The 26,524-nt window shown below is 71.8% G+C and carries 21 protein-coding genes; 13 read left to right on the top strand and 8 right to left on the bottom strand.

The window, feature by feature from the left end:
• Nucleotides 1-53: 53 nt before the first annotated feature.
• Nucleotides 54-1,067 carry a hypothetical protein gene (locus ACQEUU_RS27740; protein ID WP_433071354.1) on the bottom strand — a complete coding sequence of 338 codons (1,014 nt, stop codon included), beginning with the start codon at nucleotides 1,065-1,067 and terminating at the stop codon, nucleotides 54-56.
• A 119-nt stretch (nucleotides 1,068-1,186) separates the two neighbouring features.
• Between ACQEUU_RS27740 and ACQEUU_RS27735 the strand changes: the two genes are divergently transcribed.
• From ACQEUU_RS27735 to ACQEUU_RS27720, 4 genes are all read left to right on the top strand, one after another.
• Nucleotides 1,187-2,101, top strand: coding sequence for an LLM class F420-dependent oxidoreductase (locus tag ACQEUU_RS27735; RefSeq protein WP_433071352.1), 915 nt, complete (start codon nucleotides 1,187-1,189; stop codon nucleotides 2,099-2,101).
• Nucleotides 2,102-2,142: 41 nt separating this feature from the next.
• Nucleotides 2,143-3,660, top strand: a complete 1,518-nt coding sequence (locus ACQEUU_RS27730) for a 3' terminal RNA ribose 2'-O-methyltransferase Hen1 (RefSeq protein ID WP_433071350.1) — start codon at nucleotides 2,143-2,145, stop codon at nucleotides 3,658-3,660.
• The gene (locus ACQEUU_RS27725) at nucleotides 3,644-6,115 is read left to right on the top strand and encodes a polynucleotide kinase-phosphatase (RefSeq protein ID WP_433071348.1); all 2,472 of its coding nucleotides are present in this window, start codon (nucleotides 3,644-3,646) and stop codon (nucleotides 6,113-6,115) included. The genes ACQEUU_RS27730 and ACQEUU_RS27725 overlap by 17 nt, the downstream gene beginning before the upstream one ends.
• Before the next feature lie 91 nt (nucleotides 6,116-6,206).
• Nucleotides 6,207-7,607: a sugar porter family MFS transporter gene (locus tag ACQEUU_RS27720; RefSeq protein WP_433071347.1), complete on the top strand. Its 1,401-nt coding sequence runs from the start codon at nucleotides 6,207-6,209 to the stop codon at nucleotides 7,605-7,607.
• Between the two features lie 4 nt (nucleotides 7,608-7,611).
• Here the strand turns inward: ACQEUU_RS27720 and ACQEUU_RS27715 are convergent, their stop codons facing one another.
• On the bottom strand, nucleotides 7,612-8,136 hold the full coding sequence (locus tag ACQEUU_RS27715; protein WP_433071345.1) for a DUF1707 domain-containing protein: 525 nt from the start codon (nucleotides 8,134-8,136) through the stop codon (nucleotides 7,612-7,614).
• A gap of 37 nt (nucleotides 8,137-8,173) precedes the next feature.
• Nucleotides 8,174-8,932, bottom strand: coding sequence for a PadR family transcriptional regulator (locus ACQEUU_RS27710; RefSeq protein WP_433071343.1), 759 nt, complete (start codon nucleotides 8,930-8,932; stop codon nucleotides 8,174-8,176).
• 294 nt (nucleotides 8,933-9,226) lie between these two features.
• On the opposite strand from ACQEUU_RS27710, the gene ACQEUU_RS27705 reads away from it, so the two are divergent.
• Both ACQEUU_RS27705 and ACQEUU_RS27700 read left to right on the top strand, forming a co-directional pair.
• Nucleotides 9,227-9,955 carry a metal-dependent hydrolase gene (locus ACQEUU_RS27705; RefSeq protein WP_433071341.1) on the top strand — a complete coding sequence of 243 codons (729 nt, stop codon included), beginning with the start codon at nucleotides 9,227-9,229 and terminating at the stop codon, nucleotides 9,953-9,955.
• A 142-nt stretch (nucleotides 9,956-10,097) separates the two neighbouring features.
• Nucleotides 10,098-12,866: an aconitate hydratase gene (locus ACQEUU_RS27700; RefSeq protein WP_433071339.1), complete on the top strand. Its 2,769-nt coding sequence runs from the start codon at nucleotides 10,098-10,100 to the stop codon at nucleotides 12,864-12,866.
• Between the two features lie 202 nt (nucleotides 12,867-13,068).
• Here ACQEUU_RS27700 and ACQEUU_RS27695 read toward each other — a convergent pair whose 3' ends face one another.
• Complete coding sequence (locus ACQEUU_RS27695; RefSeq protein WP_433071338.1) at nucleotides 13,069-13,860, bottom strand: neutral zinc metallopeptidase; 792 nt, start codon at nucleotides 13,858-13,860, stop codon at nucleotides 13,069-13,071.
• 96 nt (nucleotides 13,861-13,956) lie between these two features.
• Between ACQEUU_RS27695 and ACQEUU_RS27690 the strand changes: the two genes are divergently transcribed.
• Nucleotides 13,957-14,685 carry a sulfite exporter TauE/SafE family protein gene (locus ACQEUU_RS27690; protein ID WP_433071337.1) on the top strand — a complete coding sequence of 243 codons (729 nt, stop codon included), beginning with the start codon at nucleotides 13,957-13,959 and terminating at the stop codon, nucleotides 14,683-14,685.
• 10 nt (nucleotides 14,686-14,695) lie between these two features.
• Here the strand turns inward: ACQEUU_RS27690 and bla are convergent, their stop codons facing one another.
• On the bottom strand, nucleotides 14,696-15,574 hold the full coding sequence (gene bla / locus ACQEUU_RS27685) for a class A beta-lactamase (protein WP_433072011.1): 879 nt from the start codon (nucleotides 15,572-15,574) through the stop codon (nucleotides 14,696-14,698).
• 211 nt (nucleotides 15,575-15,785) lie between these two features.
• Between bla and ACQEUU_RS27680 the strand changes: the two genes are divergently transcribed.
• Nucleotides 15,786-16,226 (top strand): PPC domain-containing DNA-binding protein, encoded by a 441-nt coding sequence (locus ACQEUU_RS27680; RefSeq protein WP_433071335.1) that lies wholly within the window; start codon nucleotides 15,786-15,788, stop codon nucleotides 16,224-16,226.
• Between the two features lie 8 nt (nucleotides 16,227-16,234).
• On the opposite strand, the gene ACQEUU_RS27675 is transcribed toward ACQEUU_RS27680, so the two are convergent.
• A complete protein-coding gene (locus tag ACQEUU_RS27675; RefSeq protein WP_433071334.1) occupies nucleotides 16,235-18,004 on the bottom strand; it encodes a thiamine pyrophosphate-dependent enzyme in 1,770 nt (589 codons plus the stop codon).
• 226 nt (nucleotides 18,005-18,230) lie between these two features.
• Here ACQEUU_RS27675 and ACQEUU_RS27670 point away from each other — a divergent pair, with 226 nt between their 5' ends.
• From ACQEUU_RS27670 to ACQEUU_RS27655, 4 genes are all read left to right on the top strand, one after another.
• Nucleotides 18,231-19,349, top strand: a complete 1,119-nt coding sequence (locus ACQEUU_RS27670) for a sugar ABC transporter substrate-binding protein (RefSeq protein WP_433071332.1) — start codon at nucleotides 18,231-18,233, stop codon at nucleotides 19,347-19,349.
• Between the two features lie 62 nt (nucleotides 19,350-19,411).
• Nucleotides 19,412-20,164 (top strand): ATP-binding cassette domain-containing protein, encoded by a 753-nt coding sequence (locus tag ACQEUU_RS27665; RefSeq protein ID WP_433071330.1) that lies wholly within the window; start codon nucleotides 19,412-19,414, stop codon nucleotides 20,162-20,164.
• Nucleotides 20,161-21,423, top strand: a complete 1,263-nt coding sequence (locus tag ACQEUU_RS27660; protein WP_433071327.1) for a sugar ABC transporter permease — start codon at nucleotides 20,161-20,163, stop codon at nucleotides 21,421-21,423. Before ACQEUU_RS27665 ends, ACQEUU_RS27660 begins: the two co-directional genes overlap by 4 nt.
• A 35-nt stretch (nucleotides 21,424-21,458) precedes the next feature.
• On the top strand, nucleotides 21,459-22,694 hold the full coding sequence (locus tag ACQEUU_RS27655) for an ROK family transcriptional regulator (protein WP_433071325.1): 1,236 nt from the start codon (nucleotides 21,459-21,461) through the stop codon (nucleotides 22,692-22,694).
• On the opposite strand, the gene ACQEUU_RS27650 is transcribed toward ACQEUU_RS27655, so the two are convergent.
• Together ACQEUU_RS27650 and ACQEUU_RS27645 are read right to left on the bottom strand one after the other, a co-directional pair.
• Nucleotides 22,691-23,461, bottom strand: coding sequence for a neutral zinc metallopeptidase (locus tag ACQEUU_RS27650; protein ID WP_433071323.1), 771 nt, complete (start codon nucleotides 23,459-23,461; stop codon nucleotides 22,691-22,693). The two genes, ACQEUU_RS27655 and ACQEUU_RS27650, sit on opposite strands and share 4 nt — an antisense overlap.
• A 132-nt stretch (nucleotides 23,462-23,593) precedes the next feature.
• On the bottom strand, nucleotides 23,594-24,460 hold the full coding sequence (locus tag ACQEUU_RS27645) for a neutral zinc metallopeptidase (RefSeq protein ID WP_433071322.1): 867 nt from the start codon (nucleotides 24,458-24,460) through the stop codon (nucleotides 23,594-23,596).
• 148 nt (nucleotides 24,461-24,608) lie between these two features.
• Here ACQEUU_RS27645 and dxs point away from each other — a divergent pair, with 148 nt between their 5' ends.
• Entirely contained in the window at nucleotides 24,609-26,489 is a 1,881-nt protein-coding gene (gene dxs / locus ACQEUU_RS27640; protein WP_433072009.1) for a 1-deoxy-D-xylulose-5-phosphate synthase, read from the top strand.
• The last annotated feature ends 35 nt before the right edge of the window (nucleotides 26,490-26,524 follow it).

Here is a 26,524-nt window from a genome sequence, read left to right as displayed (position 1 = left end):
CGCCGCTTGCCTGGCCAAAGCCTATAGTTCCCGGCAGGAGCGGCCGAAGGGGGTCATCCTCGGAGGATCCGCGCCGCCTCCGAGTCGCGGTCGGCGCCCCTGAGCGACAGCCATGCCAGCCGGTGGCGGGCGGCGAACGCGAGCAGCGCGCGCGCGTCGGCCGCGCTCAGATCGGCCGGACCGGCCGGCACGCACGTCAGCGCCAGCCGGGGCCACGCCTCGTCCGCGCTCGCCAGTCCGTACGCCCGCGCGACCTGGACGCGGGCGGCCCGCAGGGCGAGCGCGAGCCGCCGCAGGCGGCCCTCGGGCGCCGCCTGCGGCTCGATCCTGGCCAGCACGTTCACGGTGGCGATGTCGGCGCCCGCCTCGCGGGTGAGCCGCAGCATCTCGGCGTCGTGGGCGGCCAGCCCGCCGGCCCGCAGCGGCACGGTGAAGCCGGTCCGCAGCCGCCGCTCGCGCTGCAGCGCCCCGATCGCGCGGGCGCGGCGCAGCACCGTCGCCCGGTCCCCGGGGTCGGACAGCTCGAACTCGACATACCCGGCGTCGAAGGCCCCCACGGCCCGCCGGTAGGCGGCGGTCAGCGCGTCCGGCCCGGTGCAGGTCGCGGCGGCCTCGCCCGCGGGGCCGCCGAAGACCAGCCCGGCGTCGCCGCCCAGGGCGCGCAGCCGGCCGATCCGGTTGGCCACCGGGTCGTGGCCGAATGCCAGCCGCCCCGCCCACCGCAGCGCGCAGCCGTCGGACGCGGGGCTCAGATGACCGAGCGCGTACCAGCGCACGCCGGTGCTGCGCGCGTCGGCGGGAAGGTCGAAGCCGGGGTCCGCGGCGGTGTCGACGAACGTCACGAATCCGGAAGGACCCGGCGGGTGCGACGGGGAGGCGGCCGGAGACGAGCCGGGGACGGCCCGCGGGGACGAGGGGGCGGGCACCGGTGCGGCCCGGTGGAGCTCGGCCTGGGCGGGCAGCAGCGAGACCGCCGTCCCGGTGGCCGTCGCGAGCACGGCCGCGGCCAGGAAGGCGAGCGGGCGCGGGAGCGTACCGGCTGGTCTGCTGCGCCGGGAAGCCGACATGAGCCACTCCGAGTGATGACACGGCTACTGAACGCGGTCGAGTGTGGACGTTAGCAAGCCTTCGGGGCGGCGCGCGGTCAATCTCCGGATGACGTCCGCTTTGGATCGATAATGGCCGCATGAAGTTGCGGATTTTCACCGAGCCCCAGCAGGGCGCCACGTACGACGAGTTGCTCACGGTGGCCAGAGCCGCCGAAAGGCTCGGTTTCGACGCGTTCTTCCGCTCTGACCACTACCAGCGGATCGGGGACGGCGACCAGGGGCCCGGCTCCACCGACGCCTGGATCACGCTGGCGGGGCTGGCCCGCGAGACCTCCTCGATCAGGCTGGGCACGCTGGTGACCCCGGCGACGTTCCGGCTCCCCGGGCCGCTGGCGATCAGCGTGGCCCAGGTCGACCAGATGAGCGGCGGCCGGGTCGAGCTGGGCCTGGGCACCGGCTGGTACGACGGCGAGCACGCCGCGTACGGCATCCCGTTCCCGCCCACGGCGGAGCGGTTCGGCCGGTTCGAGGAGCAGTTGGAGATCGTCAAGGGGCTGTGGGCGGCGGAGAAGTCGTACTCCTACGACGGCGCCTACTACCGGCTGGTCGACTCGCCCGCGCTGCCCAAGCCGGCGCAGCGGCCCGGCCCGCCGATCATCATCGGCGGCTTCGGCGCCAAGCGCACCCCGCGCCTGGCCGCGACGTTCGCCGACGAGTACAACGTGCCCTTCCACACCGTCGAGGAGACCGGGACCGCCTTCGAGCGGGTGCGCCGGGCGGCCCAGGAGACGGGCAGGGACCTCCTCATGTCGGCGGCGCAGACCGTGTGCGTGGGCCGGGACCCGGCCGAGCTGGAACGCCGGGCCGCCGCCATCGGCACGCCGCTGGACCGGCTGCGCGAGGAAGGGCTGGCCGGCACCCCGGCCGAGGTGCTGGAGAAGATCGGCGCGTTCGGCTCGCTCGGCGCCGAGCGGATCTACCTTCAGGTGCTGGACCTGACCGATCTGGAGCACCTGGAACTCATCGCCGCCGAGGTGTTGCCGCACGTTTAACCGATGGCAGCGATTCGCCGGGCTGATGCACACTTGTCCGCGTGCTCCTGACGATCTCCACCACCGCCCGTCCCGCCACCGACCTCGGCTTCCTGCTGCACAAGCATCCCGACCGGGTGCAGCGGTTCGGCCAGTCGTTCGGCGAGGCCACGGTGTTCTATCCGGAGGCGGGGGAGGAACGGTGCACGGCGGCGCTCCTGCTCGACGTCGACTCGGTCACGCTGACCAGGTCGCGGAGCAGGGCCACGCCCGACTTCAGCCTGGCCCAGTACGTCAACGACCGGCCGTACGCCGCGTCGTCGCTGCTGGCGGTCGCGCTGGCCGACGTGTTCCGCACCGCGCGGGCCGGGCGCTGCAAGGCCAGGCCCGAGCTGGCGGCGGCGCCGCTGCCGCTGGAGATCCGGCTGCCCGCGCTGCCCTGCCGGGGCGGCCCCGAACTGGCCGAGCGGCTCTTCGCGCCGCTCGGCTGGCAGGTGAGCGCCCTGCCGGTGCCGCTCGACGAGGGCTTCCCCGAGTGGGGTGACTCGCGGTACGTGCGGCTGGAGCTGTCCGGCACGGTCCGGCTGGCCGACGCGCTCAACCATCTGTACGTGCTGCTGCCGGTGCTCGACGACGGCAAGCACTACTGGATCGCGTCCGACGAGATCGACAAGCTGGTCCGCGCCGGTGAGGGCTGGCTGGGCGGGCACCCGGAGCGCGGCCTCATCGCCCGGCGCTACCTGGGGCGGCGCTGGGCGCTGGCGCGGACCGCGCTGGCCCGGCTGGCCGAGCTGGGCGACGAGCCGGAGGAGCGGCTGGAGCCCGCGCTCGCCGAGGAGGCGCCGGAGGGGGAGACGGCGGCCGACGAGGCCGCCGCCGCCGAGGCCGAGGCACACGGCGCGACCGGAGATGACGCCCATGACGCGGCGGGCGTGATCGGGAGCGGCGCCGCCGGCGTGCCTGCGGAGAGGCGGGCGCCGCTCAGTGCTCAGCGGCGGGCCGCCGTGCTGCGGGCCCTGGAGGAGCTCGGCGCGACCAGCGTCATCGACCTCGGCTGCGGCCAGGGCGAGCTGGTCGGCGCGCTGCTGTCCCATCCGCGCTTCGCCCGGGTGGCCGGCATGGACGTCTCGGCGACGGCGCTGGCCATCGCCGCCCGCAGGCTGAAGCCGGAGCGCATGCCCGACGCCAAGCGCGCCAGGCTCACCCTCTTCCAGGGCGCTCTCACGTACACCGACGCGCGCCTGGCCGGCTACGACGCCGCCGTGCTCATGGAGGTGGTCGAGCACGTCGACCCGTCCCGCCTGGCCGCGCTCGAACAGGTCGTGTTCGGCCAGGCCAGGCCCGGCCACGTCGTCGTCACCACCCCCAACATCGAGTACAACCCGCGCTACGCCTCCCTCACCGGCCTGCGCCACCCCGACCACCGCTTCGAGTGGACCCGCGCCGAGTTCGCCGCCTGGGCCCGCGGCGTGGGCGAGCGTCACGGCTACCGCGTCGAGCTGCGGCCCGTCGGCGAGGAGGACCCGGAGCTCGGCCCGCCCACCCAGATGGGAGTCTTCACCCGTGATCAGCGTTCCTGAGCTCTCCCTGGTGGTGCTCGTCGGCGTCTCCGGCAGCGGCAAGTCGACCTTCGCCGCCCGTCACTTCAGGCCGACGCAGGTCATCTCGTCCGACTTCTGCCGCGGCCTCGTCTCCGACGACGAGAACGACCAGAGCGCCACCCCCGCCGCCTTCGACCTGCTGCACCACATCGTGGGCGTGCGCCTGGCGCGCGGGCTGCTCACCGTCGTGGACGCCACCAACGTGCAGTACGCCGCCCGCAAGAGCCTCATCGACCTGGCCAGGCGGCACGACGTGCTGTGCGACGCCATCGTGCTGGACGTGCCCGAGGAGGTCGCGGTCGAGCGCAACGCGCGAAGGCCCGACCGCGACTTCGGCGCCCGGGTCGTCGTCCGCCAGCGCAAGGAGCTGCGCCGTTCGCTGGGCAAGATCTCCCGCGACGGCTTCAGGAAGGTGCACGTGCTGCGCGGCGCCGAGCAGATCGACGGCGCCGTCGTCTCGTACGAGAAGGCCTGGTCCGACAGGCGCGAGCTGACCGGGCCGTTCGACGTGATCGGCGACGTGCACGGCTGCCGGGCGGAGCTGGAGGCGCTGCTGGAGAAGCTCGGCTGGCGGTCCGGCCCGGAGGGGCCGGCGCACCCCGAGGGCCGCACCGCCGTGTTCGTCGGCGACCTGGTGGACCGCGGGCCGGACACGCCGGGCGTGCTGCGGCTGGTCATGGACATGGTCGAGGCCGGCACCGCGATCTGCGTGGCGGGCAACCACGAGGCCAAGCTGGTGCGCGCGCTGGGCGGCCGCAAGGTCAAGGTCGCGCACGGCCTGCGCGAGTCGCTCGACCAGCTCGCGGCGCGGCCGCCGGAGTTCGTCGAGCGGGCGCGGGCCTTCATGGACGGGCTGATCAGCCACTACGTGCTCGACGGCGGGCGGCTGGTGGTGGCGCACGCCGGGCTCAAGGAGGCCTACCACGGCCGCGCCTCCGGCCGGGTGCGGGCCTTCGCGCTGTACGGCGACACCACCGGCGAGACCGACGAGTACGGCCTGCCGGTCCGCTACCCGTGGGCGCAGGAGTACCGCGGCCGGGCCATGGTCGTCTACGGGCACACCCCGACCACGCGGCCCGAGTGGGTCAACGACACGATCTGCCTCGACACCGGCTGCGTGTTCGGCGGCAGCCTGACCGCGCTGCGCTACCCGGAGCGGGAACTGGTCCAGGTGCCCGCCCAGCGGGTCTGGTACGAGCCGGTCAAGCCGCTGGCAGCGCCCGTGCGCGATCCCGAGCTGCTGTCCGTCGACGACGTGCGCGGCACCCGCCACGTCGAGACCAGGTTCGGCGGCCGGGTCAAGGTGCGGGAGGAGAACGCCGCAGCGGCGCTGGAGGTGTTGAGCCGGTTCGCGGTGGACCCGCGCTGGCTGATCTACCTGCCGCCGACCATGGCGCCGCCCGAGACGTCCGCGCTCGACGGCTACCTGGAGCATCCGCACGAGGCGTTCGAGGAGTTCGCCGCCGCCGGGGTGGAGCGGGTGGTGTGCGAGGAGAAGCACATGGGCTCACGGGCCGTGGCCGTGCTCGCCCGTACGCCCGAGGCGGCGGCCGAGCGGTTCGGCGTCACCGACGGCAGCGCCGGCGTCGTCTACACCCGCACCGGCCGGCCGTTCTTCGCCGACACCGCGCCGCTGGTCGACCGGCTCCGCGTGGCCTGCGAGCCGCTGTGGGACGCGCTCGGCTCCGACTGGGTGGCGCTCGACTGTGAGCTGCTGCCCTGGTCCGCCAAGGCCGGCGAGCTGATCAGGCGCCAGTACGCGTCGGTCGGCGCCGCCGCCCGCGCCGCGCTGCCCGACGCGGTCGCCGCGCTGGAGTCCGCGGCCGGCCGGGGGCTGGACGTGACCGGCCTGCTGGAGCGCACCCGCCGCCGCGCCGGCAACGCCGCGCTGTTCCGCGACGCGTACGCGCGCTACTGCTGGCCGGTCGACGGCCTGGAAGGGGTACGGGTCGCGCCCTTCCAGATCCTGGCCTGCCAGGGCCGGGCCACGGCGCTGGAGCCGCACGCCTGGCACCTGGAGACGCTGTCCGCGCTCACCGCGCCGATCATCGCCGGGACCCGGCACGTCTTCGTCACCCTCGGCTCGGCCGAGTCGCGGGCCGAGGCCGTCGCCTGGTGGGAGTCGCTGACCGCCGCCGGCGGCGAGGGCATGGTGGTCAAGCCGGCCGAGCACGTGACGGGACGGGTGCAGCCGGGCGTCAAGGTCCGGGGCCGCGAGTACCTGCGGATCATCTACGGCCCCGACTACACCGAGTCGCTCGGCGTGCTCCGCAGGCGCTTCCCCGGCAAGAAGCGCTCGCTCGCGCTGCGCGAGCACGCGCTCGGCCTGGAGGCGCTGGCGCGGCTCGCGGACGGCGAGCCCGGCTGGCGGGTGCACGAGCCGGTGTTCGCGGTGCTCGCGCTGGAGTCGGAGCCCGTGGACCCCCGGTTGTGACTGCGGAGAGATCGGGTTAGCGCAAGAAACGGTAATCACGGCGCTGAAGCCGACGTGTGCGGGTAGTTGCCCCGTCCAGGGGAGGGAACGCATGGCTACCCAGCACACCCGGCAGGAGAACCTCGGCCACGTCATCTTCATCGCCGCCGCGGCGGCGGTCGGCGGTTTCCTGTTCGGCTACGACAGCTCCGTGATCAACGGCGCCGTCGTGGGCATCCAGAACCACTTCCGGGTGGGGAGCGTGGAGATCGGTCTCGTGGTGGCCGTCGCGCTGCTCGGGTCCGCCGTGGGGGCCTGGTTCGGCGGCGGGTTCGCCGACCGGTGGGGACGCACGCGCACGATGCAGATCGCGGCGATCATCTTCGCCGTCAGCTCCGTCGGCCAGGCGCTGCCCTTCGCCATCTGGGACCTGACCCTGTGGCGCGCCCTGGCGGGCATCGCGATCGGCATGGCGTCGGTGCTCGGCCCGGCCTACATCGCCGAGGTCGCCCCGCCCGCATACCGGGGGAGGCTTGGATCGTTCCAGCAGCTCGCCATCGTGCTGGGCATCGCCGCCTCCCAGCTGGTGAACTACGTGTTCGTCCGGCTGGCGGGCGACAACGTCAACAACGAGCTGTGGGGCCTGCAGGCGTGGCAGTGGATGCTGGGCGCCTGCGTCGTGCCGGCCCTGCTCTACCTGCTGTTCGCCTCGTCGATCCCCGAGTCGCCGCGCTACCTGGTCATGGCGGGCCGGCCCAAGGCCGCCAGGAAGGTGCTGGCCGAGGTGGAGCCCGCGGGCGTCGACCTGGACGCCCGCGTGCGGGAGATCCAGGACGTGCTCAAGTCCGAGCGCCGGCCGACGCTGAGAGACCTGCGCGGCGGGGCGCTGGGGCTGCTGCCCATCGTCTGGATCGGCATCGCGCTGTCGGCGTTCCAGCAGCTCGTCGGCATCAACGTGATCTTCTACTACTCGTCCGTGCTGTGGCAGTCGGTGGGCATCGACCAGTCCCAGTCCCTGCTGATCAGCTTCTCCAGCTCGGTCATCAACCTCATCGGCACGTTCATCGCCATCGCCCTGGTCGACAAGATCGGCAGGAAGCCGCTGCTGCTCATGGGCTCGGCCGGCATGGCGCTCTCCCTGGGCACCGCCGCCTGGGCGTTCAGCGCGGCCCGGTCCGTCGACGGCGCGGTCTCGCTGCCCGGCCCGCAGGGCGCGATAGCGCTGGTCGCCGCGAACCTGTTCGTGCTGTTCTTCGCCCTGTCGTGGGGTGTGGTGGTCTGGGTGCTGCTCGGCGAGATGTTCCCCAACCGGATCCGCGCCGCCGCCCTGGGCGTGGCGGCGGCGGCGCAGTGGCTGACGAACTGGGCCATCACCGTGAGCTTCCCGGCGCTGTCGGAGTGGAACCTGCCGCTCACGTACGCGATGTACGCGTTCTTCGCGGTGCTGTCGCTCCTCTTCGTCCTCAAATGGATCAAGGAAACGAAGGGCCGGAAACTGGAGGAGATGGGATAGCCCGTCACCTCCGGAAGCGGCCGCTGACGAACTTGAAGATCAGCACGCAGGCCACGACGAAGAAGACGAACTTCAGCACGCCGAAGCCGCCGGAGAACAGCACCAGGGCCATCAGCACGACCGCGATCGGCAGGATCGGCCCGGGGCCGCGGTGGCGGCGGTGGTGCAGCGGCCCCCGCCCGTGGAGCCGCGCCTGGTGCCGGACCGCCCGCATCTGCTGCTGGTGGACCCGCATCTGCTTGCGGTGCGCCCGTATCGCCTCCTGCCACGAGCCCAGGTCGTGACCGGGGAGGGGCATCGGACCGGGGAGGGGCGGCAGGCCGGGGAAGGGCGCGGGCCCGGCCGGGCCGTGGCCGGGCAGGTCGGCCGTGACGCGGGTCAGGTCACGAACGGTGCGGGCGGCGAGCGCCTGGTCGAGGCGCTCGTCGAGCTCCTCGTGGGTGAGGCGGCCCTGGGCGAAGTGCTCGCGCAGGGCGGCCATGGTCTGTTCGCGCTCGGCGTCGCCGATGCGGAGGTCGTCACGGTCCATAACGGATGCCTCGTTCTCGCCGTGCCGGGTCATCGCTTCACTCCTCGTCCGGGTCGCCGTCGGCCAGGATCTGGTAGAGCTTGCGCCGGGTCTCAACCAGAGTCTTACGCGCTTCGCGGATCTGCGCGTCACTTCCGGTCTGGAGGATCTGCATCATCGCGAAGGCGGACTGCCGCGCGGTGTCCCACAGGTCGGCCGTGCTGTCGTCGATGTCGGGGCGCATCTCGTCCCACGGGGCCCGCACCTCGTCGGCGTGCGCCTCGATGTAGGCCCGGCCCTCCTCGGTGAGGCGGAAGGTCTTGCGGCCCTCGTTCTCCTCCGCGACGATCAGTCCTTCGTCGGTGAGCTGCTGCAGCGCCGGGTAGACGGCGCCGGGGCTGGGCTTCCAGCCGCCCTCGCTGCGCGCGGCGATCTCCTGGATGATCTGGTAGCCGTTGCGCGGCTCCTCCGAGAGCAGCGCGAGGATCGCTGCGCGCACGTCGCCGCGCTTGGCCTTGCGGGTCCTGCCGCCCCAGCCGCGGTGGCCGCCGAACGGCCCGCCGGGACCGAACGGGCCGCCGGGCCCCCACGGGCCGCGGCCGAGGTCGAACGGGAACGGTCCGGGGCTGCGTCGCCCGCGGTGGCGATGCTCGTGCCGGTGCTCATGGCGGTGCTCGTGGCTCTCGTGGCTCTCGTGGTGATGCCGCGTCCGGTCCTGCTCGAACGCCTCGGCCACGGCCTTGACCGTGTCACGCAGGGCCCTTTTCATCTCGCGCGCGTCGGGCCACTGGCCTCCCGCGGCGTGTGCGGACGTCATCGCGTACTCCTCTCGAAGGCTCTCGATGCTTCTACGATATATCGACACTATGTCGCTGACAATAAATCGGGGCAAGTGACTCAGATCACCAAAAACTTGGGAAGGAGCGGGAACAGGACCGCAGGATGCGTCGTTGTTCCCATCAGACGAGGTCGTTCCGCGTCGGCAGGGCTGGGGGGTGCTGTCGCCGCTGGAAGCGGCCTCGTCTGCATTTCCGGAACGTTCCGGCGGGTCCCGCAAGCCTGTCCCGGGCGGCCGGAGCGGGCGCGGGCCCGGGGCGCTAGCATCCCGATCATGATGGGGCACACGCACGCGCTGACGGGGGCCATCGCCTGGCTGGGGCTCGCACCGCCACTGGCCGCGCTGCCTTTCCTGAACGAGTCGTCCCGGTTCATCGAGACCGGCATCATGGCCACCGCGCTGACCCCCGCCGAGCTCATCGCCGGCGCGATCATCTGCGCGGGCGCCGCCATGCTGCCCGACCTCGACCACCCCAGCGCCACCATCGCGCAGACCTTCGGCCCCGTGACCTGGCTGCTCAGCAAGGCCGTGTCCTGGCTGGCCGGCGGGCACCGGGGCGCCACCCACTCGCTGGCCTTCGCGGTCGTGAGCGGGCTGGGCGCCCACTGGCTGGCCGCCTCCTATCCGATCGGCCGCGACATCATGGTCGTGCTGCTGATCGGGCTCGCCTTACGCGCGATCGGCATCGGCATCCCCGGCAAGAAGGTCGCCTCCGCCATGGTCGACATCTGCATGACGGCAGGGCTCTTCGCCGTCTTCCTGTCGCTGGGGGTCGGGTACGCCTGGCTGGGGCTGGCCGTGGGCATCGGCTCCCTGGTGCACGTGGTGGGCGACTGCATGACCGAGCGGGGGTGCCCGGTGCTCTGGCCCCTGTCGGTGAAGTTCGTGCTGCCGTGGAAGATCGGCATCAAGACCGGCAAGAAGTTCGAGCAGAAGATCCTCGCTCCCGTGCTCTCCGTCGCCATCGTCGGCCTGCTCTTCTGGCGGCTCGCCCCGCTTTAACTTGATGTCGAGATACTTTTGGAGATATCTTGATATCGAGACTTTCCGCCGCGCGTGACTTAGGGGCACCTGACGTGAAGGACGCTTCCGCGGTGGGGCAGGATTCTTACTGAGCAACCGTCAATGGAGGAGGCGAACCACCGTGTCCGCGAACAGCTTCGGCAGCCGTGACACGCTGCGCGTCGGCGACGCGTCATATGAGATTTTCCGGGTGGACGCCGTCGAGGGTGCCGCGCGCCTCCCGTACAGCCTGAAAATCCTCCTGGAGAACCTCCTCCGCACCGAGGACGGCGCCAACATCACCGCCGACCACATCCGTGCCCTCGGCGGCTGGGACCCGAACGCCAAGCCGAGCGTGGAGATCCAGTTCACCCCCGGCCGCGTCATCATGCAGGACTTCACCGGCGTGCCCTGCGTCGTCGACCTCGCCACCATGCGCGAGGCGGTACGCGACCTCGGCGGCGACCCGGCCCGCATCAACCCGCTGGCCCCGGCCGAGATGGTCATCGACCACTCGGTGATCGTCGACTACTTCGGCCACCCCGACGCCTTCCAGCGCAACGTCCAGCGCGAGTACGAACGCAACGGCGAGCGCTACCAGTTCCTGCGCTGGGGCCAGACGGCCTTCGACGAGTTCAAGGTCGTCCCGCCCGGCACCGGCATCGTCCACCAGGTCAACATCGAGCACCTCGCCCGCGTGGTGATGACCCGCGACGGGCGGGCCTACCCCGACACCTGCGTCGGCACCGACTCCCACACCACGATGGAGAACGGCATCGGCGTGCTCGGCTGGGGCGTCGGCGGCATCGAGGCCGAGGCCGCGATGCTCGGCCAGCCGATCTCCATGCTCATCCCGCGCGTGGTCGGCTTCAGGCTCAGCGGCAAGCTGCCCGCCGGCGCCACCGCCACCGACCTGGTGCTCACCATCACCGAGATCCTGCGCAAGCACGGCGTCGTCGGCAAGTTCGTGGAGTTCTACGGCGAGGGCGTCTCGTCCGTGCCGGTCGCCGACCGGGCCACGATCGGCAACATGAGCCCCGAGTTCGGCTCCACCTGCGCCATCTTCCCGATCGACGGCCAGACCGTCGACTACCTCAGGCTCACCGGCCGCTCCGAGGAGCAGATCGCGCTCGTCGAGGCCTACGCCAAGGCCCAGGGCCTCTGGCTCGACCCGTCGGCGCCCGAGCCGGAGTTCTCCGAGTACATCGAGCTCGACCTCGGCACCGTCGTGCCGTCCATCGCCGGCCCCAAGCGCCCGCAGGACCGCATCGCGCTCTCCGACGCCAAGCAGGCCTGGCGCGCCGCCGTCAAGGACTACGCCGCGAGCATCCTGGGCCCGGCCGACGAGGCGTCCGCCGAGTCGTTCCCCGCCTCCGACTCCCCGGCGGTCAGCCGCGACGGCAACGGCGACCAGCCCCACTCCACCCAGCTGGAGCGCGACCGGCCGCACAACAAGGTGCCGGTCACGCTCGCCGACGGCACCTCGTTCGAGATCGACCACGGCATCGTGGCCATCGCCGCCATCACCTCCTGCACCAACACCTCCAACCCGTACGTGATGCTCGGCGCGGCCCTGCTGGCCCGCAACGCCGTCGACAAGGGCCTGACCCGCAAGCCGTGGGTCAAGACCTCGCTGGCGCCCGGCTCGCAGGTCGTCACCGGCTACTTCGAGCGCTCCGGCCTCCAGCCGTACCTCGACAAGATCGGCTTCAACCTGGTCGGCTACGGCTGCACCACCTGCATCGGCAACTCCGGCCCGCTGCCGGAGGAGATCTCCCAGGCGGTGCAGGACAACGACCTCGCGGTGACCGCCGTGCTGTCGGGCAACCGCAACTTCGAGGGCCGCATCAACCCCGACGTCAAGATGAACTACCTGGCCTCGCCGCCGCTCGTGGTCGCCTACGCGCTGGCCGGCACCATGGACATCGACCTCGACAACGAGCCGCTCGGCACCGGCTCCGACGGGCAGCCCGTCTACCTGCGCGACATCTGGCCTGCTCCCGACGAGATCGCCGAGGTGGTCCACTCCTCCATCGGGCGTGAGATGTTCGAGCGCGACTACGCCGACGTGTTCGAGGGCGACGACCACTGGAAGTCGCTGTCGGTCCCGACCGGCGACACGTTCGCGTGGGACCCCGGCTCCACCTACGTGCGCAAGCCTCCGTACTTCGACGGCATGCCGCGCGACCCCGAGCCCGTCGCCGACATCTCCGGCGCCCGCGTGCTGGTCAAGGTCGGCGACTCGGTCACCACCGACCACATCTCGCCGGCCGGCTCCATCAAGGTCGGCACCCCCGCCGCCGAGTACCTGCGCGAGCACGGGGTCGAGGTCAAGGACTTCAACTCCTACGGGTCGCGGCGCGGCAACCACGAGGTGATGATCCGCGGCACGTTCGCCAACATCCGGCTGCGCAACCAGATCGCGCCCGGCACCGAGGGCGGCTACACCCGCGACTTCACCCAGCCGGACGCGCCGGTGTCGTTCATCTACGACGCCTCCGTCAACTACGCCGCCCAGGGCACCCCCCTGGTCGTGCTGGCGGGCAAGGAGTACGGCTCCGGCTCCTCGCGCGACTGGGCCGCCAAGGGCACCGCGCTGCTGGGCGTCCGCGCCGTCATCGCCGAGTCCTACGAGCGCATCCACCGCTCCAACCTGATCGGCATGGGCGTGCTGCCGCTGCAGTTCCCGGAGGGCCAGACCGCCGACTCGCTGGGCCTGACCGGCGAGGAGACGTTCGACATCACCGGGGTCGAGGCGCTCAACGAGGGCTCCATCCCCGGCACCGTCCACGTCAAGGCGGGTGACGTCGAGTTCGACGCGGTCGTGCGCATCGACACGCCCGGCGAGGCCGACTACTACCGGCACGGTGGCATCATGCAGTACGTGCTGCGCAGCCTGCTCGCCAAGTAAGCCTTCCGCGCCGCCGCCCGGCCACCAGCCGGCCGGCGGCGCGGGCCAGGGCGCGACCTGTCACGCCCGCCATCGGGGGATCACCGTGCCCACGGGGAGCCGCCCGGCGACCACCCATCGCCGGGCGGCTTCTCACGTTCTCGGGGACGTACGGCCGGTGAGGGGAACTCGCTTGCCTCAGAGCTTTCGGCAGGGCGCGGTCTCAAGACACCGTGGCGCGCGGGGCCGACCAGGTGTCGCAGGCGGCGGGGGAGAGGGCCTGATAGCCGCGCTTGAGCCACCTGACCCGGGTGACGCCCTTGCCGTGGCTGCGCCGGTGCTCGTCGTCGCCGCTGGCCCGGGTGGCGTCCAGCAGCGCCGTCCAGTCCTCGCCGGTACGGTCCAGCGACCCCCACACCGCGGCCAGGAACACCCCGGACAGGCAGTCGGCCTGCAGCTCGTAGCGGCGGCCCAGCTCCGCCTGGCGGCCGGGGCTGCTCTTGACCCGGGCCTCGTAGTGCCGCCGGATCCCGGTCAGCGACTGCAGGTGGTGGCCGTACTCGTGGGCGGCGACCTTGAGCGGGTAGAGGTCCGTGCGGTTCTCGATCCACTCGCCGGTGAGCGGGAACACCAGGACGCGGTGGTCGGTGCAGTAGAAGGCGGCCGCGCTTTCTGGCCATGGCACGCCGCACACGCGCCGTTCGGGGTCGTCGTAGAAGCGGACCCGTGGTTCGCGGAAGGGCTTCCGGTCGGCGGCGAAGCGCGCCTTCCACGACTTATGCAGACATTTCATGATCACACTGAGGTACTCGCGGGTCCTCGGGATCCCGCCGTGCGTGATCGCCGGCTCCGGACAGGCCGCCTCCGCCAGCTTCCCGCTCCGGGCGAACGGGTCCGCGTACGGGGCCGCGTACGGGGCCGCCCGCGCGGGCAGGGCGGGCACGGCGACCAGGCACAGCGCCAGGAATGAAGATCGGACGAGCACGATCAGGCAGCCTAGAGGACGCGCGGCCACGCCGCCTCCCCGCGGGCCCAGGCAGGCGCCACGGGAGGGCGGCGGCGTCACCCCCCGCCCGTGAGGCGTCGAACGTGACGATGATTGACTTCCGCCATGGATGACCTGGCGTTAGTGCTGACGATCGGCGGTCTGGCGGTCTTCGCGGGGGCGGTGGTCCAGGGCGGCGTGGGGTTCGGGATGGGCCTGGTGGCGGCTCCCGTGCTGACGCTGCTGGACCCGTCGGTGATGCCGGGTGCGATCCAGGTGGCGAACCTGACGTTGCCGCTGTTCACGCTGGCCTCGGAGTGGCGGCGGGTGGACTGGCGCGGGCTCGGCTTCGCGGTGCTCGGCAGGGTGCCGGGCGGCCTCGTCGGCGGGGCCGTCGTGGTCTACATCTCCATCCACCACCTAGGCCTCTTCGTCGGTGCCATGGTGCTGGTCGCGGTGGTGCTCACGGCGCGGGCGGTGAGCCTGCCGCGCAACGGGTTCACGATCACCACGGCGGGCTTCCTCTCCGGGGTCACGGGCACCGCCACCGGCATCGGCGGGCCGCCCATCGCCCTGGTCTACCAGACCGCCAAGGGCCCGCAGATCCGGGCGACGCTCGCGATGTTCTTCTTCCTGAGCGCCGCCCAGTCGCTGGTCATCCTGGCCGCGGTCGGCCGCCTGCCGGCCCTCGCGCTCGGCACGGGGGCCGCGCTGCTGGTGCCGATGATCGCCGGGTTCCTGGTCTCGGGCCCCCTGCGCCGCTATCTCGACGGCGGCAAGGTCCGCGCCGCCGTCCTCGTGGTGGCGGCGCTGTCGGCCCTGGTCCTGATCGTCCAGACCCTGGCGAGCTCCTGAGAAGCCGGGGTCAGGAGGTCTTGCCGAGCCCGCGTACGAGCAGGGACGCGGTCTTGGCGATCACCGTCTGGTCCACCTCGGCGTCGGCGGCCCGCCGCCAGGTGTAGACGGCAATGATCACCGGGGCGCCCGACCGGGGCCAGGCGATCGCGATGTCATTGGCCGTCGCGTGGACGCCGCCGGTGCCGGTCTTGTCGCCGGAGGTCCAGCCCTCGGGCAGCCCGGCCCGGATGCGCTCGCTGCCGGTCGTGGTGGCCCGCAGCCAGCCGGTCAGCCGCTTCCTGTCGGCCGGCACCAGGGCGTCCCCGAGCGTGAGCCGCTTGAGGTTGCCGGCCATGGACGCGGGCGTGATCGTGTCGCGCTTCTCACCCGGCTTCCAGTCGTTCAGCTCGGTCTCCCAGCGGTCGAGCCGCCCCACCCGGTCGCCGAGCGAGCGGTAGTAGCGGGTCATGCCCGCGGGCCCGCCGATCTGCTTGAGCAGCACGTTGGCGGCGGTGTTGTCGCTCAGGGTGATGGTGGCGTGGCACAGCTGGGCCGGCGTCATCCCGTTCTTGACGTTCTCCGGCAGGCCGGAGACGGGGGAGTGCTCGACCACGTCCTTGCGCGTCCAGCGCAGCGTGCGCTCCATCAGGCCCGGATCCTCGGTGCGGGCCTTGTCCAGCAGGGCGCCGCACAGGACGGCCTTGAACGTGGACAGGCTCGGGAACCGTTCGTGCGCCCGGTAGCCGAAGGTCCTGCCGGTGCCCGTGTCGATGGCGAACGCGCCGATGCGTCCCCGGTAGGAGGTCTCCAGGCGGCGCAGCTCCGCGCGGACCGCGTCCTCGCGGACCGCCGGCGCGGCGACGGCGGCCGGGGCCGCCGTGACGCCTCCGGCGAGCGCCGTGGTCATCGCCAGGAAGGAGAGCGCGAGTTTGGCGCGGGCCCTCCGGAAGTGGTGCGGCATGGGTCAAGCCCCCCGATCAGATCGTGATCTCGTACGGGACGAGCAGACCAGAGGCCCCGGCGCTCTGTCCAATAGTGATATCGGTAACCCGTCCATATCGGGAACACCATCAGCGCAGGCAGGCGTAGCCGCGCCCGGCGCGGGCAGACGGCCCCGCATGAAGTCACGAGTCCTGACGAGGTCCGACGGCATGACGGTGCACGCGATCATCATGGACAAGGGCGACGAGCCCATGACCGAGCTGCGGCGCTGGGCCGAGGAGCACGAGGTGCGGGCGGCGGCGCTCACCGCCATCGGCGCGTTCAGCGGCGCCACGCTCGGCTACTTCGACCCCGAGCGCGGCGACTACCTGCGCATCCCGGTCGAGGAACAGGTCGAGGTCCTGAGCCTGACCGGCGACATCGCGGTCGCGGACGGGCGCCCGCAGGTCCACGCGCACGTGGTCGTCGGCCTGCGGGACGGCGCCACCAGGGGCGGCCACCTGCTGGAGGCGCGGGTGTGGCCCACGCTGGAGGTCGTCGTGCAGGAGTCGCCGGCCTGGCTGCGCAAGCGCCACGACCCCGAGACCGGCCTGGCCCTCATCGACCTGTCCGGCTGACGCGGCGCTCAGCCGGACCTGAACTGGGAGATCTTGTCCTTGAACAGCGTGGTGGCGATCGAGGCCCGGCGCGGCTGGCCGCGCAGGAACGCCTGCGCGAAGTTCTTGGCCTGCTCGTAGGAGACCTTGCCCGGCATCGGCGGCTCGTCCGGATCCACGTCCACGTCCACCAGGGCGGGCCCGTCGTGCGCGAGCGCCTGGCGGACGGCCTCCTCCAGGTCGCCGGCCTCGGTGACCTTCCGGCCGTAGCCGCCGCACGAGCGCGCCCAGGCCGAGAAGTCGGCGACCGGCTGGGCGTACCGGACGCCGTGCTCCGGATAGCCGAGCACCATCTGCTCCCAGAGGATCTGGCCCAGCGCGTTGTTGTTGTTGATCACCACCTTGACCGGCAGGCCGTGCCGGACCGCGGTCAGGAATTCGGCCATCAGCATCGCGAACCCGCCGTCGCCCACGTACGCGATCACCTGACGGCCGGGGAAGGCGTGCTGCATCGCGATCGCGTACGGCAGGCCGGGGGCCATCGAGGCGAGGTTGCCGGACAGGTAGAAGCCGCGCTCGCCGCGGATGGTCCAGTGCCGGGCCGCCCAGGTCGCGATCGTGCCGGAGTCGCAGGTGAGGATCGCGTCGTCGCTCGCGGCCCGGTCCAGGCAGCCGATGAGGTACTGCGGCGCGATGGGGTGGCGCCGCGGCGACTCCAGCGCCCGCATGTCGGCGCGCCAGGCGTTCATCCGCTCGGTGTAGCCGGCCAGATGGCCGCGGTCGCCGGCGCGTTCGAGCAGCGGCAGCAGGGCGCGCAGGCCCTCCTTGGCGTCGCCGACCAGCGGCACCTCCGTGGGCAGCCGCACCCCGGCCCTGGCCGGGTCCGCCTCCAGCTGGACCACCCGGGCCTTGCCCGGCTCGGGCAGGTGCCTGGTGTAGGGGAAGTTCGTGCCGATCATGAACAGGGTGTCGCAGTCCTCGATGAGCTCCTCCCCGGGGCGGGTGCCGAGCAGGCCGATCCCGCCCACCGCGTACGGCGAGTCGTCGGGGATCACGGCCTTGCCGGGCAGCGTCTTGATCACCGGCGCGCCGAGGGCCTCGGCCACGGCCAGCACCTCGGCGCGGGCGTGCAGCGCCCCGGCCCCGGCCAGGATCGCCGGCCGCGCGGCTTGGTTGAGCACGTCGGCGGCGGCGCGCAGGTCCTCGGCGGCGGGCACGGCGGGCGGGCGGAGGTAGACGGCGGCGGAGGCGGGCGGGCGCGCCGGGGCGACCTGGGGGTAGGGGTCGGCACCGGCCTCGGCGACCTGCACGTCGTTCGGCAGGCTCAGGTGGGCGACCCCCCGCCGGGCGTAGGCGGTCCTGATGGCGAGGTCCACGACGCCGGGCAGCTGGGCCGGGTTGCCGACGACGAGGTTGTACTCGGCGACGTCGGCGAACACCTGCTCCAGGTGGACCTCCTGCTGGTAGCCGGTGCCCAGCACGCTGCTCTCCTGCATGCCGGTGATCGCCAGGACCGGCTGGTGGTCCAGCTTGGCGTCGTACAGGCCGTTGAGCAGGTGGATGCCGCCGGGGCCGCTGGTGGCCAGGCAGACGCCGATCCGGCCGGTGGCCTTGGCGTGCCCGGCGGCCATGAACGCGGCCGCCTCCTCGTGCTGGACGAGGACGAAGCGGACCTTGTCGGCGTGGCGCCGCAGCCCTTCCATGATGCCGTTGATGCCGTCGCCGGGCATCCCGAAGACGGTGTCCACGCCCCACGCGGCCAGACGTTCGACTAGCAGTTCAGAAGCGATGGTTGCCATAGGGGGCGCATGCCCCACCGCGTCCGGCCAAACCTGGGCCGCGTGACGTACCGGAGCCCACCAGCGGCGCCGGGAAAGGTGTCGGATCGGCGTCCATGGCGTTTCTGGATTGTTACCGGATACAACAAACTCCCCCTCTCGGAGGTCTTCCCAAGCAGGCCCTGCCGGAATACGTTGCCGCAAACAACATTCATCCGGGCCCCTCCGGAAGAAAGGACCCTGCACCATGCGCAAGGGGATCCTCAGCCTGACCGCCACGGCGGCCGCGCTTGCTCTCGGTCTTACCGCCTGCGGGGGCGACAGCGGTCAGACTTCATCGACCTCCACGGCGGAGGCGTCCGCCTCCGCCTCTCAGCAAGCTGGCAAGATCGGCGTCATCCTGCCCGACAGCAAGTCGTCGGCACGGTGGGAGACGGCGGACCGCAAGTACCTGCAAGAGGCCTTCGAGGCCGCCGGAGTCGAGTACGACATCCAGAACGCGCAGAACGACAAGACCGCGTTCCAGACCATCGCCGACCAGATGATCACCAACGGCGCCACCGTCCTGATGATCGTCAACCTCGACAGCGGCACCGGCAAGACCGTCATCGACAAGGCCAGGGCCCAGGGCGTGGCCACCATCGACTACGACCGGCTGACGCTGGGCGGCAACGCCGCCTACTACGTCAGCTTCGACAACGAAAAGGTCGGCCAGCTCCAGGGCGAGGGCCTGGTCAAGTGCCTGAGCGACAACGGCGCCGAGAAGCCCATCGTGGCCTACCTGAACGGCTCGCCGACCGACAACAACGCGACGCTGTTCAAGCAGGGCTACGACGGCGTGCTCAAGCCGAAGTTCGACGCCGGCGAGTACGTCAAGGGCCCGGAGCAGTCCGTGCCCGACTGGGACAACACCCAGGCCGGCACCCTCTTCGAGCAGATGCTGACCAGCGAGCCGAAGATCGCCGGCGTGCTCTCGGCCAACGACGGCCTGGGCAACGCCGCCATCACCGTGCTGAAGAAGAACAAGCTCAACGGCAAGGTGCCGGTCACCGGTCAGGACGCCACCGTGCAGGGGCTGCAGAACATCCTCGCGGGCGACCAGTGCATGACCGTCTACAAGGCCGTCAAGAAGGAGGCCGACGCGGCCGCCGCGCTCGCGGTCGCGCTGGCCAAGGGCGAGAAGCCGGCCGCCGGCGGCAGCGTCAAGGACCCGGAGACGGGCCAGGACGTCCCTGCCGAGCTCCTGGAGCCGCAGGCCATCTACGCCGACAACGTCAAGGACGTGGTGGCGGACGGCTACGTCACCAAGGAGGAGCTGTGCGCCGGCGAGTTCGCCGAGAAGTGCACAGAGGCGGGAATCCAGTAGAACCGGCACAGGGCACGGCCCGCGCCTCCGGGCGCGGGCCGTCCCCCTCGTGAGGGAGCCCCATGACCCCCCTGCTCGAAGTACGCGGGATCGACAAGAGCTTCGGCCCGGTACAAGTCCTGCACGACGTGGCCTTCTCCGCCCACGCCGGCGAGGTGACCGCGCTGGTCGGCGACAACGGCGCCGGCAAGTCCACGCTGGTCAAGTGCATCGGCGGCATCTACCCGATCGACGGGGGCGAGCTGCTGTTCGACGGCCGGCCGGTGCACGTGCACGGCCCGCGCGACGCCGCCGCGCTGGGCATCGAGATCGTCTATCAGGACCTCGCTCTCTGCGACAACCTCGACATCGTCCAGAACATGTTCCTGGGCCGGGAACGCCGCCGCGGCATCATGCTGGACGAGGCCGCGATGGAGGAACTCGCCCAGGAGACGCTGACCGGGCTGTCGGTCCGCACGGTCAAGTCGATCAGGCAGCAGGTCTCCAGCCTGTCCGGCGGCCAGCGCCAGACCGTCGCCATCGCCAAGGCCGTGCTGTGGAACAGCAAGGTCGTCATCCTCGACGAGCCCACGGCCGCACTGGGCGTCGCCCAGACCGCGCAGGTGCTCGAACTGGTGCGCACGCTCGCCGACAAGGGCCTGGCCGTCGTGCTCATCTCCCACAACATGAACGACGTGTTCGCGGTGTCCGACAGGATCGCGGCCCTCTACCTCGGCAGGATGGCCGCCCAGGTCCGCACCGCCGACGTGACGCACGCGCAGGTCGTCGAACTGATCACATCCGGCCGCAGCGGAGACCTGGGGATCAAGCAATGAACAAGGTCAAGGAACTCCCCGGAGACGCGATCGCCACCGCGGCGAAGGCGCCGTCGATCGGGCACAGCGCGCGGGCCTACCTTGAGCGGGTGCGCGGCGGCGACATGGGGGCGCTGCCCGCGGTGCTGGGCCTGATCGTGCTCTGCACGGTGTTCGCCCTCGCCCGGCCGTCCTTCCTCACCCCGATGAACTTCGCGAACCTGTTCACCCAGGGCGCGGCGATCACGGTGATCGCGATGGGCCTGGTGTTCGTCCTGCTCATCGGCGAGATCGACCTGTCGGCCGGGTTCGCCAGCGGGGTCTGCGCGGCGGTGCTCGCGGTGACGCTGACCAACATGGGCCTGCCCTGGTACGTCTGCGTGCTGGCCGCGATCCTCACCGGCGTGGTCATCGGCACCGCGCTCGGCGGGCTGGTGGCCAAGGTCGGCATCCCGTCGTTCGTGGTGACGCTGGCCGCCTTCCTCGCCTTCCAGGGCCTGGTCCTGGTGCTGGTGGACGAGGGCACCAACATCTCGATCAGGGACGACGTGATCGTCGCGATCGCCACCAGGAACCTGCCGCCGTGGCTCGGCTGGGCCCTGTTCGCGGCCTGCGTGGCGATCTACGCGGGCATCCAGCTCCTCCGGTCCAGGAAGCGCGCCGCGCGCGGCCTGGTAGCCGACCCGATGTCGCTGATCGCCGCCCGGGTCGGGACGCTCGTGGTCATCGGCGGGCTCGCGGTGTACGTGCTCAACCTGGAGCGCAGCCGCAACCCGCTGCTCACCTCGCTGACCGGGGTGCCGATCGTGGTGCCGCTGATCCTGGTGCTGCTGGTGCTGTGGACGTTCGTGCTGCGGCGTACCGCGTTCGGCCGGCACATCTACGCGGTCGGCGGGAACGCGGAGGCGGCCCGCAGGGCCGGCATCCCGGTCGACCGGATCAAGGTCGCCGCGTTCGTCATCTGCTCCTCCATGGCCGCGGTCGGCGGCATCATCGCCGCCTCGCGGGCCAGCTCCGTCGACCCGAACACCGGCGGCAGCTCGGTGCTGCTCTACGCGGTGGGCGCGGCCGTCATCGGCGGCACCAGCCTGTTCGGCGGCAAGGGACGGGTGCTGGACGCCATCCTGGGCGGCGCCGTCGTGGCGGTGATCGAGAACGGGATGGGCCTGATGGGGTACGGAGCGAGTGTGAAGTATCTCGTCACCGGGTCCGTGCTGCTGCTCGCCGCGGGCGTGGACGCCATCGCGCGCAAACGGGCCGCCGCCGCTGGTCTAAGGTGATCAGCGACTTTCACCCGCTGAAGGAACCACAGACGATGCGTGCCGGTCCGTCCCAGGAGGACATCAGGCGTCACAACCTGGGCGCACTGCTGCGCCATGTCCACCTGGGCGGCCCGATCTCGCGTGCGGAGCTCACCTCCCGGATGGGGCTCAACCGCAGCACCATCATGGCGCTCACCTCCGACCTGACGGCGGCCGGGCTGGTGCGCGAGGAACTGCCCCGCGAGACGGGGCGGGCTGGGCGGCCCTCCCTGGTGGTCCGCCCCGAGTCGTCGCGGGTGTACGTGTTCGCGTTCGACGTGGGCCCCGACCGGCTGGCGGCGGCGCGCGTCGGGCTGGGCGGGGTGATCCTCGACCGGCGTGAGCTGCCGCGCCGGCGCGGCCCGTTCGAGCTGGGGGAGCTGGTGGGGGTGCTGGCCGCCTTCGCCCGGCAGATGCGCCGCAAGACCCGGCCCGACACCGTGTGCGTGGGCGCCGCCGCGGCGGTGTCCGGCGGGGTGCGCAAGGGCGACGGCGTCATCACCTTCGGCCCCAACCTGATGACGCCGGAGCGGGAGGTGCCCTTCGGCGAGGAGCTGGGCCGCAGGCTCGGCCTCGGCCTGCCGGTGAGCGTGGGCAACGACGCCAACCTGGGCGCGCTGGCCGAGCACAGCCGCGGCGTGGGCGCGGCCGTCAAGGACCTCATCTACCTGCACGGCGACGTCGGCATCGGCGGCGGCATCATCGCGGGCGGCCATCTGCTGGGCGGTCACGACGGCTACGGCGGCGAGGTCGGCCACATGGTCGTCAACCCCGGCGGCCGGGCCTGCGGCTGCGGCTCACACGGCTGCCTGGAGGCCGAGGTGGGGGAGCGGGCGCTGCTGGAGGCGGCCGGCCGGGCGCAGGCCGTCCAGAACGGCGAGGTCCACAGGGGCAGGCACAGCCGGGAGGCGGTGCGCGCCGTGGTGGACGCCGCCGACCGGGGCGACATCGTGGCCCAGAAGGCGCTCAAGGGGGTCGGCGACTGGCTCGGCCTGGGCGTCGCCAACCTGATCAACATCTTCAACCCGGAGATGATCATCTTCGGCGGCATGCTCAGGGAGATCTATCTCGGCTCGGCGGCGCGGGTGCGCAGCCAGCTCACCCTGCACGCCATGGCGCCGCAGCGCGAGCGGGTGCGGCTGCGCACCTCGGCGCTGGCCGACGACGCGACGCTCGTGGGCGCGGCCGAGCTGGCCTTCGCCCACGTTCTCGCGGACCCGCTGGAGGTGCTGGCCCGGGCGGGCGGTTAGGACACCCGGGAGTTCGGCGCCGCCCAGGTGTTGCAGGCGCGGGCCGAACCGGCGTCGTAGCCGCGGTCCTGCCAGTAGGCGAGGTTGCGCGGCTTGCCGTGGATCTTGCTCTCGCGGCTCTGCCTCACCCCGTCGATCCACTGCGACCAGGTGATCTCCGAGGGGAGCGAGTCGAGCACGGACCGGTAGAAGACGCCGGAGAAGCACTCGGCCTGCATCTCCAGCCGGCGGCTGAGCGCCGCGCGCTGAGTCCTGCCGGAGCGCCAGTAGAGGGTGTTCTGCGCGTCGAGGATGCCGGTGAGCTCCTGGACGTGGTGCCCCCACTCGTGCGCCACCGAGTGCGCGAGGTTCATCATGATCTGGTCCTGCAGATCACGCTTCGTGATCCGGATCGCGACCGTGCGCTGTTCCGGGCAGTACTGCGCGCCGTTGGCGTTGATCTTCCCGCAGACCGAGCGGCTGCCGGTGGTGATCTGCAGCCGGGGCGGGCTGTACCGCAGGCCGGCCGCCTTGAACCGGGTGGCCCAGAAGCGGTTGGCGCATCGGGCCAGCTCCTGCTGGAACCTCTTGATGGAAGCGACGCTGCCGGACCGGATCTCCGGAGCCGGGCAGGACATCGGGGCCGCGGTGCCCGACCGGTAGATCTTGTTCTTGGTGAGGGCGGCCGGCAGGGACGTGGCCGCGGAGGTGCTCGCGGCCTCGGCCGTACCCGTCAGGCCCACGCCCGCGATCATGCAGGCAGCCGCTGCGACAAGAGGAATACGCACGATCGCGGATACTAGACGAGTTCGTGGTGATTTGCTGGCGTAAACAGGGCTGTCGCGGCGATCTCACAGCGTTCCCGGAGGGGCCGCGCCCGGGCGCGACCGCCCCGGGGAGGGGCGGTCGCGCGTCAGAGGTCAGGCGACGTACCGCGAGGACACGGTCCAGGTGTTGCAGGAGCCCGGCTGGGCGGAGTTGAAGCCCCGCTCCATCCAGAACGCCTGGCTGCGGCCCTTGCCGTGGTCGTTCTGCGCCCAGCCCTTGTGGCCGTTCTCGCGGAACCAGCTCACCATGTGGTCCCAGTCCTGCTGGGTGACGGGCAGCGAGTTGCTGATCGTCCGCATGAAGACCGCGGAGAAGCACTCGGCCTGCAGCTCCAGGCGGCGCGACAGCAGCAGCCCGGCCGAACGGCCGGCGCGGGCCCTGGCCGGGTAGTAGTAGCTGCCGATGCCGGAGACGGTCTGGACGTGGTGACCGTACTCGTGGGCCATCAGCCTGGCGATGCCGGCCGGGTACGGCTGGCGCAGCTCGCGCTTGGTGATGAGCATGTACATGGTGCGGTTGGTGCTGCAGTACACCCCGGCCGCGCCCGAGACCCAGCGCCCGCAGGCGGTGTTGACCCTGCTGGTGACGATCCGCAGCCGCGGCTTGCTGAAGCTCAGCTTGGCCTTGCGGAACTGGGTGGCCCAGGCCCGGTTCAGGCAGTTCGTCATGCGCTGGAGGAAGCGCTTGTACGCGGCCGTGCTGCCGCGCTGGATGCCGCCGGGGGCGCAGTTCGTGCCGGCCAGCCGGCCCGTCCGGTAGAGCGGGTTGCGGGTCGCCGCGGTCTTGCCCCGCGGGTTGGCCTGCTGGGTGGTGACCCGCAGCGCGGCGGCCTGCTGGGTGGCGGCCTGGGTCTGCGTCTGCTGCCCGGAGCGGGCGTCGTGCGTCTGTGCGACCGCCGTACCCGTGCCCGCCAGCGTGAGGATCACGCCGGCTGCGGTTAGGGACGCCAGTTTCTTCATGGGGAGAGTGTTCATAATGTGCCAAAGAGTAGGTCAAGAGCTGACAAATTGGTGTGGATTTGAGTCGATGAGTCCGGTGCGGCTTGCGCGAACTAGACTCGACCCCGTCGGCGCACAAGAGCAGAGGGGAGCCGGATCCGTGAGCGGGTTGCTGGGCTCGATCGAGGGACCGCACGACGTCAAACGGCTCGCAGCCGGGGAGTTGCCGCGGCTCGCGGGTGAGATCCGCGACCTGCTCGTCGACTCCTGCGCGCGCTTCGGCGGCCACCTCGGCCCCAATCTCGGTGTGGTGGAGCTCACCATCGCCGTCCACCGCGTCTTCGACTCGCCCCGCGACCCGGTCATCTGGGACACCGGCCATCAGGCGTACGTCCACAAGCTGCTCACCGGCCGGGCGGCCGGATTCGACGCGCTCAAGCAGGAGGGCGGCCTGTCCGGCTATCCCAGCCGGGCCGAGTCCGAGCACGACTTCGTGGAGAACTCCCACGCCTCCACCGCCCTGTCCTACGCCGACGGCCTGGCCAAGGCGTTCAAGCTGCGCGGCGAGCGCGACCGCACCGTCGTCGCGGTGATCGGCGACGGCGCGCTCACCGGCGGCATGGCCTGGGAGGCGCTCAACAACATCGCCGCCGTCAAGGACCTGCCGGTCGTCATCGTGGTCAACGACAACGGGCGCTCCTACTCGCCGACCATCGGCGGCCTCGCCTCCCACCTGTCGTCGCTGCGGGTCGACCGCCGCTACGAGGACGTGCTCGAGTTCGTGAAGGACAAGCTCGGGAACGTTCCCGTCCTCTACGACGCGCTCCACGGCTTCAAGAAGGGCGTCAAGGACGTCATCGCCCCGCAGGCGATGTTCGAGGACCTGGGGCTGAAGTACGTCGGCCCCATCGACGGCCACGACGAGCAGGCCATGGAGGCGGCCCTGCGCAAGGCCCGCGGCTTCCGCGGCCCCGTCATCGTGCACGCGCTCACCCAGAAGGGCCGCGGCTACAGCCCGGCCGAGAACCACGACGAGGACCAGTTCCACTCGCCCGGCGCCTTCGACCGCGCGACCGGCGCGGAGAAGCCCAAGGGCCGCATCTGGACCGACGTGTTCAGCGACGAGCTGGTCCGGCTCGGCAAGGAGCGCGAGGACGTCGTCGCGATCACCGCGGCGATGCTCCACCCGACCGGGCTGGCGCGCTTCGCCGACGCCTTCCCCGACCGCACCTACGACGTCGGCATCGCCGAGCAGCACGCCCTCACCAGCGCGGCCGGCCTGGCCATGGGCGGCCTCCACCCCGTCGTGGCCGTCTACGCCACCTTCCTCAACCGCGCCTTCGACCAGCTGCTGATGGACGTGGCCCTGCACCGGCTGCCCGTCACCGTGGTGCTCGACCGGGCCGGCGTGACCGGCGACGACGGCGCCAGCCACAACGGCATGTGGGACCTCTCACTCCTGCAGATCGTGCCCGGCCTGCGGATCGCCGTCCCGCGCGACGGCGACCGGCTGACCGAGCTGCTCCGCGAGGCGGTGGACGTCACCGACGGGCCGACCGTGCTGCGCTTCCCCAAGGGGCCGGTGGCCGAGACGGCCGAGCCCGTACGCAAGCTCGGCGGCATGGACGTCCTGCGCGAGCCCGGCACCGACGACCCCGACGTGCTGCTGGTCGGCGTGGGCCCGATGGCGCACGCCTGCCTGGAGGCCGCCACCCTGCTCGACGCGCAGGGCATCACGGCCACGGTGGTGGACCCGCGCTGGGTCAAACCGCTGGACGAGGCCCTGGTCGGCGCCGCGACGGGGCGGCGGCTGGTCGCCGTCGTCGAGGACAACGGCCGGGTCGGCGGCGTGGGCGACGCGGTCTCGCGCCTGCTGCGCGACGCCGACGTGGACGTGCCGGTGCGCACCTTCGGCATCCCGCAGCACTTCCTCGACCACGCCAAGCGGGCCGTCATCCTGAGCCGGATCGGGCTCACCGGCCAGGACCTGGCCCGGCAGATCACCGAGGCGGTGGCCAGACGCGCCTCTCCGGTCGTCAGTCCTTCGTGACGGCGCCTCCCCGGGTTACGCTCGGCACGCAAGGG

Source organism: Nonomuraea sp. CA-218870 (genome assembly GCF_050936535.1).
Lineage (GTDB): Bacteria > Actinomycetota > Actinomycetes > Streptosporangiales > Streptosporangiaceae > Nonomuraea > Nonomuraea corallina.
Note: the sequence above shows the minus strand (reverse complement) of the source record. Positions and strands in the feature narration are given on the sequence as shown.